We start from the raw sequence: 10202 nt of genomic DNA, 5'->3' as shown, positions 1-10202 counted from the left end.
ACCATGGAGCCGTTCCGCGCCTTCGTCGGCGACAACCTGCCGGACGAGCAGCGCACCGGCGGCTACGCCATGCAGACCTTCTTCATCGGCGCCGGCGCCGTGCTGGCCTCCTGCCTGCCCTGGCTCCTCACCAACGTCTTCCACGTCGTCTCGACCGCCCCCGAGGGCGTGACCCCGGACTCGGTCAAACTGTCCTTCTACATCGGCGCCGCGGGCATGCTCCTGGCCGTGCTCTGGACCGTCGTCTCGACCCGCGAATACACCCCCGAACAGATCGACGCCTTCGAGAGCGCCCGCGCCGCCGCCCTGACCGCCCAGGGCGCCGACGACCGTCAGGCCCCCGCCCGCTCGCACCGCGCCTGGTATGTCGGCGGACTGATCTGGGGCTTCATCGGCGCCGTCGGCGTCGGCGTGGTTTCGTACGCGGGGCTGGAAAAGGAACTCTACGTCCTGTTCGGCTTCCTGGTCGGCTTCGGCCTGCTGCAGATGGCCGTCGGCGCCCTGCACGCCGCCCGTCGCTCCAACAGCCTGACCGAGATCATGGACGACGTCTTCCGCATGCCGAAGACCATGCGCGGCCTGGCCGTGGTCCAGTTCTTCAGCTGGTTCGCCCTGTTCGCCATGTGGATCTACACCACCGCCGCCGTCACCGCCGTCCACTACGGAACCAGCGACACCACCTCGACCGCCTATAACGAGGGCGCCAACTGGGTCGGGGTCCTGTTCGGAGTCTATAACGGCGTCGCCGCCCTCGCCGCCTTCGCCATTCCGGTGATCGCCCGGCGCACGGGCCGCAAGGCCGCCCACGCCATCAACCTGGCCCTCGGCGGCCTCGGCCTGATCGGCGTCTTCCTGATCCGCGATCCGCAGCTGCTGTGGCTGCCCATGATCGGCGTCGGGATCGCCTGGGCCTCGATCCTGTCGATGCCCTACGCCATCCTGTCGGGCGCGGTGCCGGGCCGGAAAATGGGCGTCTACATGGGCATCTTCAACATCTTCATCGTCGTGCCCCAGCTGCTGGCCGCCACCATCCTGGGCCTGATGCTGAAGAGCCTGTTCGACGGCCAGGCCATCTGGGCCCTGGTCCTCGGCGGCGTCAGCTTCTTCATCGCCGCCGCCTGCAGCCTGAAGGTCACCGAGCCCAAGGCGGACCCGGCATGAGACTGGACCGCCGCGCCGCCCTGACCGGCCTCGCCCTGCTGCCGCTGGCGGCCGCGGCCCGCGCCGACGCGCCGACAGAGGGCCGTCTGGTCGAGCATCCGCGGATGGCCTCGGCCCACGTCCAGCCGCGCGACGTCACCGTCTGGCTGCCGCCCGGCTATGACGGCTCGGAGGCCCGTTACCCCGTCCTCTATATGCACGACGGCCAGAACCTGTTCGACGGGTCGCGCGCGGCCTACGGCAAGGAATGGGGCGTCGACGAACACGTCGCCCGCCTGTCCGCCAACGGCCAGATCCGCACGCCGATCGTCGTCGGCATCGGCAACACCCCGCTGCGGCTGCGCGAATACATCCCCGCCGACCTGATCCGCGCCCTGCCCGGGGACATGCGCGCCGACATCCAGTCCATCTACGGCGGCGAGCCCCTGTCCGACGGCTATCTGCGCTTCATGGTCGAGGAGCTGAAGCCCTTCATCGACCGGACCTACCGCACCCGCACGCGCCGCGACGACACCGTCGTCATGGGCTCCAGCATGGGCGGACTGATCTCGCTCTACGCCCTGATGAAACACCCCGGCGTCTTCGGCGCCGCCGGCTGCGTCTCGACCCACTGGCCCATCCGCATCGACCAGATCAGCGACGAGGCGGCGCTGGCGGCCTGGCGTGAAAGACTGGTCTCGGCCTGGACCCGCGTCGTCCTCGACGGCCTTCCCGACGGGCGCGACCATCGCCTCTATTTCGATCGCGGCGACGAGACGCTGGACGCCTTCTACGCCGTCTTCCAGTCGCGCATCGACCAGACCATCCGCGACGAAGGCTGGGGCCCCGACCGCTTCCGCAGCCTGGTCTTCCCCGGGGCCGAACACAACGAAGCCTCGTGGAACCAGCGCCTCGACGCTCCCCTCACCTTCCTGCTGCCTGCCTGATGAGTTCCCCCATGCGCATGATCTCCCGCCTCGCCCTCGGCGCCGCCCTCGCCGCCCTCGCCGGCGCCGCCATGGCCCAGACAGCGCCCGGCGCGCCCGGCGACCAACCGACCTGGGTCAACGCCGCCAAGACCGGGGCGGGCGCCTCCTACGAGGCCTATGTCGACGGCCAGTACCGCGACGGCGGCCGCACCGGCGACGTCAGCCGCGTCTGGTTCTCCATCGCCGACGGCGTCCTGACCGAGACCATGTACGGCCTGATCCACGAGGCCCAGATCAAGCAGCTGCGCTTCGCCGTCGTCACCGACACCGGCCTTTCGGTCGAGGGGACCGACACCACCAGCCGCACCGAATATCTGCACACGGACGATCAGGGGCGTCCGCTGTCGCCGGCCTATCGGATCATCACCACGGACAAGCAGGGCCGCTACGAGATCGAGAAGCGCGTCTACGTCAGTCCCGACGATCAGGCGCTCGTGGTCCGCGCCGCCGTCCGGGCCCTGCGCGGCGACGTCACACCCTACCTCCTGCTCGAGCCCCACATGGCCAATACGGGCGTCGGGGATCGGGGCTGGCATTCGACCGCCACTCTCAGCCAGACCGCGTCGGACGGCTCGACGAGCTACAGCGTGCTCCAGGCGGCGGAGGGCGACGTCCACCTCGCCCTGTGGGCCAACGCGGCCTTCGAGGCCCAGAGCGTCGGCTTCGTCGGCGTCTCCGACGGCCTGACGGACCTCGCCGATGGCCGTCTGGATCACGTCTACGACTCCACCGGCCCCGAGGGCGGGAACATCATGCTGACGGGAGCCCTGCCCAAACTCCGGGCCGGGGAATCCCTGTCGCGCGATTTCGTCATCGGCTTCGGCGACAGCGAGCCCGCCGCGGCGCGCGAGGCGACCCGACCGTTCGTGACCGGCCTCGACGAGGTCCTCCGCCGCTTCAACGGCGAGGGCGACCGCATCGGCTGGGAGGACTACCTCGCCTCCCTCTCCGACCTGCCCCGCATCGCCGGACAATCCACCGACGGCGGCAAACTCGCTTACGCCTCGGCCCTGATGCTGAAGGTGCAGGAGGACCGCACCTACGCCGGCGCCCTGATCGCCTCCCTGTCCAATCCGTGGGGCGACACGGTCGACGCCACCGAATCCTCGACCGGCTACAAGGCCGTCTGGCCGCGCGACTTCTATCAGGTGGCGATGGCCCTGATGGCGCTGGGCGACGCCGAGACCCCCGTCGCCGCCTTCCGCTACCTGCCCCAGGTCCAGGTCCGCGCCGACACGCCCGGCAATAGCGGCGCCACCGGCTGGTTCCTGCAGAAGACCCACGTCGACGGGCAGATCGAATGGGTCGGGGTCCAGCTGGACCAGACCGCCATGCCCATCATGCTGGGCTGGAAGCTGTGGAAGGCCGGCCGCATCGACGACGCCGAACTCACGGCCATGTACGCCCGGATGATCAAGCCCGCCGCCGACTTCCTCGTGGACGGCGGCAAGGCCGGCATCCTCTGGAATGACCGCCAGATCACCCCGCCCTGGACCCAGCAGGAGCGCTGGGAGGAGCAGGAGGGCTATTCCCCCTCGACCACCGCCGCCGTCATCACCGGCCTGACCGTCGCCGCCGACATCGCGCGCGCCTCGGGCGATCCGGCCTCGGCCGCCCGCTACCAGGCCGCCGCCGACGACTACGCCTCGAAGGTCGAGGCGCGGATGTTCACCACCGCCGGCGAATACGGCGACGGCCGCTACTTCCTGCGCCTCAGCCGCAATGAAGATCCGAACGACAAGCTGCCGCTGGGCGAGAACAACGGCCAGCCCGCCATGCCCGAGGACCGCATCATCGACGGCGGCTTCCTCGAACTGGTCCGCTACGGCGTCCGCGCCGCAGACGCCCCGTCGATCACCGCCACCCTGCCCGAATACGACGACCAGCAGCGCGAGGCCCGCTTCCGCGTCCGCTACGACCTGAACGGCGTTCCCGGCTTCCGCCGCTACGGCAACGACGGCTATGGCGAGAACGCTGACACCGGCGGAAACTACGGCGTCGGCGGCATGACCCCGGGCCAGCGCGGCCGGGTCTGGCCCATCTTCACCGGCGAACGCGGTCACTATGAACTGGCCGCCCTGCTGGCCCACCCGTCCGCCGACCAGGACTGGAATACGGCCCAGCTGAACCTGATCCGTCAGACCTACGTCCGCGGCATGGAGTCCTTCGCCAACGACGGCCTGCTGCTGCCGGAACAGGTCTGGGACGGCGTCGGCAACGCCACGCCGCACGGCTACCAGCCCGGTCAGGGCACCAACTCCGCCACCCCCCTGGCCTGGACCCACGCCGAATACATCAAGCTGCTGCGTTCCCTGGCCGACCGCGCGGTCTGGGACCGGTATGCGCCGGTGGAGGAACGCTACGCCAGATAAGCCCGTCAGTCCGGGGCGCTCGAAAAGCGAACCCGGAACCCAGGTGATCGTATGCGGTCCCGGGTTCCCGCTTCTTCGCTCCGCTCAGCCCCGGAATGACGGAGAAGATTTGGCGGTTCCGGCCACTGCGAGTAACCAAGGCCCATGAGCAAAGGCCCTGTCCTCGTCACCGGCTCCGCCGGCTTCATCGGCTTCCACACCGCGCGGCGCCTGCTGGCGCGCGGCGAGACGGTGATCGGCGTCGACAATCTGAACAGCTACTATGACCCGGCCCTGAAGCAGGCGCGGCTGGACCAGCTGCTGACCCTGCCCGGCTACGTCCACCACACGCTCGACCTCGCCGACCGCGAGGGCATGGCCGCCCTGTTCGCGCAGCACGCGCCGCGTCGCATCGTCCATCTCGGCGCCCAGGCGGGCATCCGCTACAGCGTCGAAAACCCCGAGACCTATATCGACTCCAATGTGGTCGGCTTCCTCACCGTGCTGGAGGGCGCCCGGGCCGTGAAGGCCGAGCATCTGGTCTTCGCCTCGACCAGTTCCGTCTTCGGCGCCAACGCCGCCCTGCCCTTCTCGGTGCAGCAGGGGGTGGCCCACCCGCTGAACGTCTATTCCGCGACCAAGATCGCCAACGAGGCCATGGCCCACGCCTACGCCTACATCTTCGGCATCCCCAGCACAGGCCTGAGGTTCTTCACGGTCTACGGGCCCTGGGGCCGGCCCGACATGGCCCTGTTCAAATTCACCCGCGCCATCCTCGAGGGCCAGCCCATCGACGTCTATGGCGCGGGCGCCATGGAGCGGGACTTCACCTATGTGGACGACATCGTCGACGGCGTGGTCGCCGCCCTCGACGCGCCGCCCGCCATCGACCCGGACTGGAAGGCCGAGGCGCCGTCGCCCGCCACCAGCGGCGTCGCGCCCTGGCGGGTCCTGAACCTCGGCGCGGGCCGCCGCGAACGCCTGTCGCGTTACATCGAGGTTCTGGAGCAGGCCCTCGACCGCAAGGCGGTCCTCAACATCATGCCGACCCAGGACGGCGAGATGACCCGCACCGAGGCCGATGTCGCCGAAACCAGCGCCCTGCTCGGCTACGCCCCCTCGACCCCCATCGACGTGGGCGTGAAGCGGTTCGTCGACTGGTACCGCGGCTTCTACCAGGTCTGACCCGCGAAAAAGGGCGGGACCGTCGCCGGCCCCGCCCCCTTCGCTGACACGCCGGCCTTACTGGACCGGACGGCCGTGGATATCGACCACCTGCACGTCGCCGTAGCCCAGCGCGCGGATCTTCGGCTCGATCGACGCCCGGTCGCCGACCACGACCCAGGTGGTGGGCCCCGCCCCGACGATGGCCCGCGCGGCCACCGCGGCCTGGGCCGCGGTCATGGATCCGACCGTCCCGGCATAGGTGTCGTAGTAGTTTTCCGGCACGCCCCAGACGACCATGTTCTGAAGCTCGCCGGCGATGGCCGCATTGGTTTCCCAGTTGCCGGCCATGCCCTGCACCATATTGGCCCGGGCCGCCTGGATCTCCTCATCGGTCAGCGGGCGCGAGCCGACGACCTCGGTGAGTTCCCGGCGCAGTTCGGCCAGGCTCTCGGCCGTCTTGTCCGACTGGACCCCGGCGCTGACGGAATAGATCCGTTCGCCCCGGCCGTAGGGAACGCCGCCGCCGGCGCCGTAGGACCAGCCCTTGTCCTCGCGCAGGTTCATGTTGATGCGGCTGGTGAAGGCGCCGCCCAGGGCGGTGTTCATGGTGTCGATCGCCGCCTCGGTCGCCGGGTCGAAGGCCGGGGCCACGCGCCCGGCCAGGATGGTGGACTGCGGTCCGGCGCGGTCCACGATCAGGATGCGGGGCTGGCCGGAGGCGTCGGGCGCATCGGCGGGGCCGGGACGGGCGGGCATCGGCGTGGAGGGCGTCCGCCATCCGGCGAAGGCCCGCTCAAGCTTCGGCGTCAGCTCCGCCAGGGTGGTGTCTCCGACCACGACCAGGGTGGCGTTGTCCGGACGGAACCAGGTCTCATGCCAGGCGGCCGCATCGGCCGGGGTCAGGGCGGCGACGGTGTCTTCCGTTCCGCTGCCCGGACGGCCGTAGGGATTGCCGGGCCCGTACATCTGGGCGTTCAGAACCCGGCGCGCGATGGCCCCCGGGCTGCGGTTGGCCTGCTGGATGCCGGCGATCTGCTGCGTCCGGGCCCTTTCGAAATCCTCGGGCCGGAAGGCCGGATTCAGGATCACGTCCGCATACAGGTCCAGCGACGGATCCAGTCGCGAGGACAGGGCGGTCATGGACAGGCTGGTGGCGTTGGTGTTCGACCCCGCGCCCAGCGTGGCGCCCAGCAGCTGCAGGCGGTCGCTGATCTCAAGGGCGTCGAGATCATCCGTGCCGTTGGTCATCACCTGCGGCGTCAGTTGCGCCAGGCCGGCCCGGGCGTCCGGATCGACCACCGTCCCCGCATCGAGGATCAGGTTCATGCTGACCGTCGGCACGCTGTCGCGCTGCACGAACATGACCTTCATGCCGTTGCTCAGGCGGGCGTGCTCGATCGTCGGGAACACCGCCTCGGCCGCCGCGCTGGCGGCCGGAACGCCCTGGGCGCGATCCACGCCCGCACCCTGCGCCGCATAGTCCGCGAAGGGCAGGACCTGCAGGGAGTAGCTTCCGTCCGTCAGCCATTCGCGGCCGACCCGGGTCAGGTCCGCCGGCTGGGCCGCCACGATGCGGCGGTAGGTCTCGCGCCATGCCCCGGGATCGCCGTGGAACACCTCGCTCTCGGCGAGGATGTCGGACTTGCCGCCGAAACCGCCGATCCGCTCAAGGCCTCGCACGAACCCGGCCCCCACGGTGGTGCGCGCGCGCTCGAGTTCGACCGCGGTCGGACCGTCCCGCAACAGCCTCGCCATCTCCTCGTCGACGATCGCCTCGATCCGCGCCAGATCCTGTCCCGGCTTGGCGGTGACCATCACCAGGAACTGGCTGCCGATCTCGCTCTCCGAGTTGAAGGCGGCGACCTGGGTGGCGATCTGGTCGTCGAAGACCAGCCGCTTGTACAGGCGCGAGTTCCGGCCCGAGCTCAGCACCTGGGCCAGCATGCCGAGGTGGTCGGAGTCCGCCGAGCCGGCGCGCGGCGTGTTCCAGACCTTGTACAGGCGCGGCTGTCCGACGCGGTCGTACATCACCTCGCGCTGCTCGCCCGTCATCCGGGCGATCATCTGGACCGGCTGGGTCACCGGGGGTCCCGGGGGAATGTCGCCGAAATAGCGCTCGACCTTTTCGCGGGCCTGTTCGGGCGTGATGTCGCCGGCCAGCACGATAGTGGCGTTGGCGGGGCCGTAGTAGTCGCGGAACCACTGCTGCACGGTCGGCAGGTCGGCGGCGTTCAGGTCGTCCATCGATCCGATCACCGTGTGGCCGTAAGGATGGTCGTCCGGATAGGTCGCGGCCGTGATCGCGTTCCAGACCCGGCCATAGGGCTGGTTCTCGCCCTGACGCTTCTCGTTCTGGACGACGCCGCGCTGCTCATCCAGGCGCGCCTGGTCGATGGCGCCCAGCAGATGGCCCATCCGGTCGCTCTCCAGCCACAGGATGGAATCCAGGGCCGAGGTCGGGACGTTCTGGAAATAGTTGGTGCGGTCGGTGTTGGTGGTGCCGTTCTGGTCCGTGGCGCCCAGCAGCTCCGTGCCCTTGAAGAAGTCGGTGTTGTAGTTCTCGGACCCGTTGAACATCAGATGTTCGAACAGGTGGGCGAAGCCGGACCGGCCCTCGGGCTCGTTCTTGGAACCGACGTGATACCAGATGTTCACCGCCACGATCGGGACCTTGTGGTCCTCGTGGACGATCACGGTCAGACCGTTGTTGAGCACGAATTTGGTGAAGGGGATGTCCACCTCGGGCAGCGGGGCCAGCCGCTCCTGGGCGGCCGCGGGCGGCGCGACGGCGGCCGCGGACGGGGTTCCCTCGGCATGGGCGGCGGCGGCGATCAGCAGGGTCGAGGCGACCCCTCCGAGCAAGGCGAGACGGCGGGCGTGGCGCATGGTGTTTCCCCAGACTGCGATAACGGCGGACGGCCAGGACCGAAGGTGACACCCGGACAGCCCCAACGCGCAATATGTGAATTGTTGCAACTCTGTAATGTATATCGCGGAGCAGCATCCCTCCGGTCAGTTCGTGCGGCGAGACGCGTTATAGAGCGCCTCGGTCGCAGCGCTGCCGATAGATATTGCGCCGCACACGAAATGAATTGCCTTGTGCGCTGCGATAGCGTCCTATCCGTATCCGCGGCGTCGAACGCGGTTCGGGCCGACCATTCTGACCTCCGGCCCGGACCCGCGCATGACCGCTCCCCGCCTTGTCGCCCTTCTCGCCGCGGCCGCCGCGGTCTCAGCCGCCGCCCCGGCCCTGGCCGCGCCCCCGACGCTGCTGACTCACCAGGCGCCGCTGGTGCTGAACGAGGCGTCCTCGGCCTGGATCCTGACCTCCACCGCCCTCGTCCTGCTGATGACCCTGCCGGGCCTCGCCCTGTTCTACGGCGGCATGGTGCGGCGCAAGAACGTCATCGCCACCATCGCCCATTCCACCGCCGCCCTGGCCATCGTCACCGTCCTCTGGTTCGTCGTCGGCTACAGCCTGTCCTTCGGCTCCAGCGGCCCCGCGACCAACGGCTTCATCGGCGGGCTGCAGGCCGCCTTCCTGAACGGCGTCACCCCCTCCACCGCGCACAGCCTCGCCCCCGGCCTGCCCGAGTTCCTGTGGATCGCCTACCAGCTGACCTTCGCCATCATCACCCCGGCCCTGATCGCCGGCGCCTTCGCCGAGCGGATCAAGTTTTCCGCCTCCATCCTGTTCTTCTTCCTCTGGCACCTGCTGGTCTATGTCCCGATCTGCCATCAGGTCTGGGGCGGCGGCTGGATGGGGTCGCTGGGCGTGCTCGACTTCGCCGGCGGGGCGGTCGTCCACGTCAATGCGGGCGTCGCCGGCCTCGTCTGCGCCCTCGTCCTCGGTCCGCGCCACGGTCACGGCCGGGACAATATGGCCCCGCACAATCTCGCCTTCACCGCCATCGGCACGGGCCTGCTGTTCGTCGGCTGGCTGGGCTTCAACGCCGGTTCGGCCTGGGCCGCCGACGGCATCGCCGCCGTGGCCGCCTTCAACACCATGCTCGCCGCCGCCGCCGCCGCCATCGGCTGGACCGCCGTGGAGTGGATCGATCACAAGCGCCCGACCCTGCTGGGCCTGCTGTCCGGCATCGTCGCCGGCCTCGTCGGGATCACCCCGGCCGCCGGCCTGGTCGATCCCAAGGGCGCCTTCATCATCGGCATCCTCAGCGGCCCCGCCTGCTACGCCGGCGCCGTCTGGCTCAAGCGCGCCTTCAAATATGACGACAGCCTCGACGCCTTCGGCGTCCACGGCGTCGGCGGCATCGTCGGCGCCCTGCTGACCGGCGTCCTGGCCACCGCCGCCATCAATCCGGCGAGCGAGAACGCCAATCTCCTCAACCAGGCCATCGGCCTCGCCGCCGTCATCGCCTGGAGCGGGATCGGGACCTTCCTGATCCTGATGATCTGCAAATTCACCACCGGCCTGCGCGTGGCGAAGGAGGAGGAGATCGAGGGCCTCGACTACACCCAGCACGGCGAGACGATTCACCAGTAGGGCGGAGTGGCTAGTGGCTAGTGGCTAGTGGCTAGTGGCTAGTGGCTAGTG

Annotated in this window: 6 protein-coding genes; 5 read left to right on the top strand and 1 reads right to left on the bottom strand. The window is 69.5% G+C overall.

All coding sequences use genetic code 11. From position 1 onward, the window contains the following. The 4 genes from V6M42_RS12065 to V6M42_RS12050 form a co-directional block, all read left to right on the top strand. Nucleotides 1–1161, top strand: a 1161-nt coding sequence (locus tag V6M42_RS12065; protein WP_332678672.1) for an MFS transporter, incomplete at its 5' end; no start/stop codon positions are given. Further along, nucleotides 1158–2087, top strand: coding sequence for an alpha/beta hydrolase (locus V6M42_RS12060; protein ID WP_332678670.1), 930 nt, complete (start codon nt 1158–1160; stop codon nt 2085–2087). The genes V6M42_RS12065 and V6M42_RS12060, both read left to right, overlap by 4 nt. Before the next feature lie 11 nt (nt 2088–2098). Further along, on the top strand, nt 2099–4501 hold the full coding sequence (locus tag V6M42_RS12055; RefSeq protein WP_332678668.1) for a glucan 1,4-alpha-glucosidase: 2403 nt from the start codon (nt 2099–2101) through the stop codon (nt 4499–4501). 144 nt (nt 4502–4645) lie between these two features. Next, nucleotides 4646–5665 carry an NAD-dependent epimerase/dehydratase family protein gene (locus V6M42_RS12050; RefSeq protein WP_332678666.1) on the top strand — a complete coding sequence of 340 codons (1020 nt, stop codon included), beginning with the start codon at nt 4646–4648 and terminating at the stop codon, nt 5663–5665. Nucleotides 5666–5722: 57 nt separating this feature from the next. Here V6M42_RS12050 and V6M42_RS12045 read toward each other — a convergent pair whose 3' ends face one another. Then, a complete protein-coding gene (locus V6M42_RS12045; RefSeq protein WP_332678665.1) occupies nt 5723–8533 on the bottom strand; it encodes a M16 family metallopeptidase in 2811 nt (936 codons plus the stop codon). 298 nt (nt 8534–8831) lie between these two features. Between V6M42_RS12045 and V6M42_RS12040 the strand changes: the two genes are divergently transcribed. Continuing rightward, nucleotides 8832–10151 carry an ammonium transporter gene (locus V6M42_RS12040; protein ID WP_332678663.1) on the top strand — a complete coding sequence of 440 codons (1320 nt, stop codon included), beginning with the start codon at nt 8832–8834 and terminating at the stop codon, nt 10149–10151. The last annotated feature ends 51 nt before the right edge of the window (nt 10152–10202 follow it).

It is taken from the genome of Brevundimonas sp., from assembly GCF_036677305.1.
Taxonomy (GTDB): domain Bacteria; phylum Pseudomonadota; class Alphaproteobacteria; order Caulobacterales; family Caulobacteraceae; genus Brevundimonas.
This window is presented reverse-complemented; position numbering and strand designations above follow the sequence as displayed.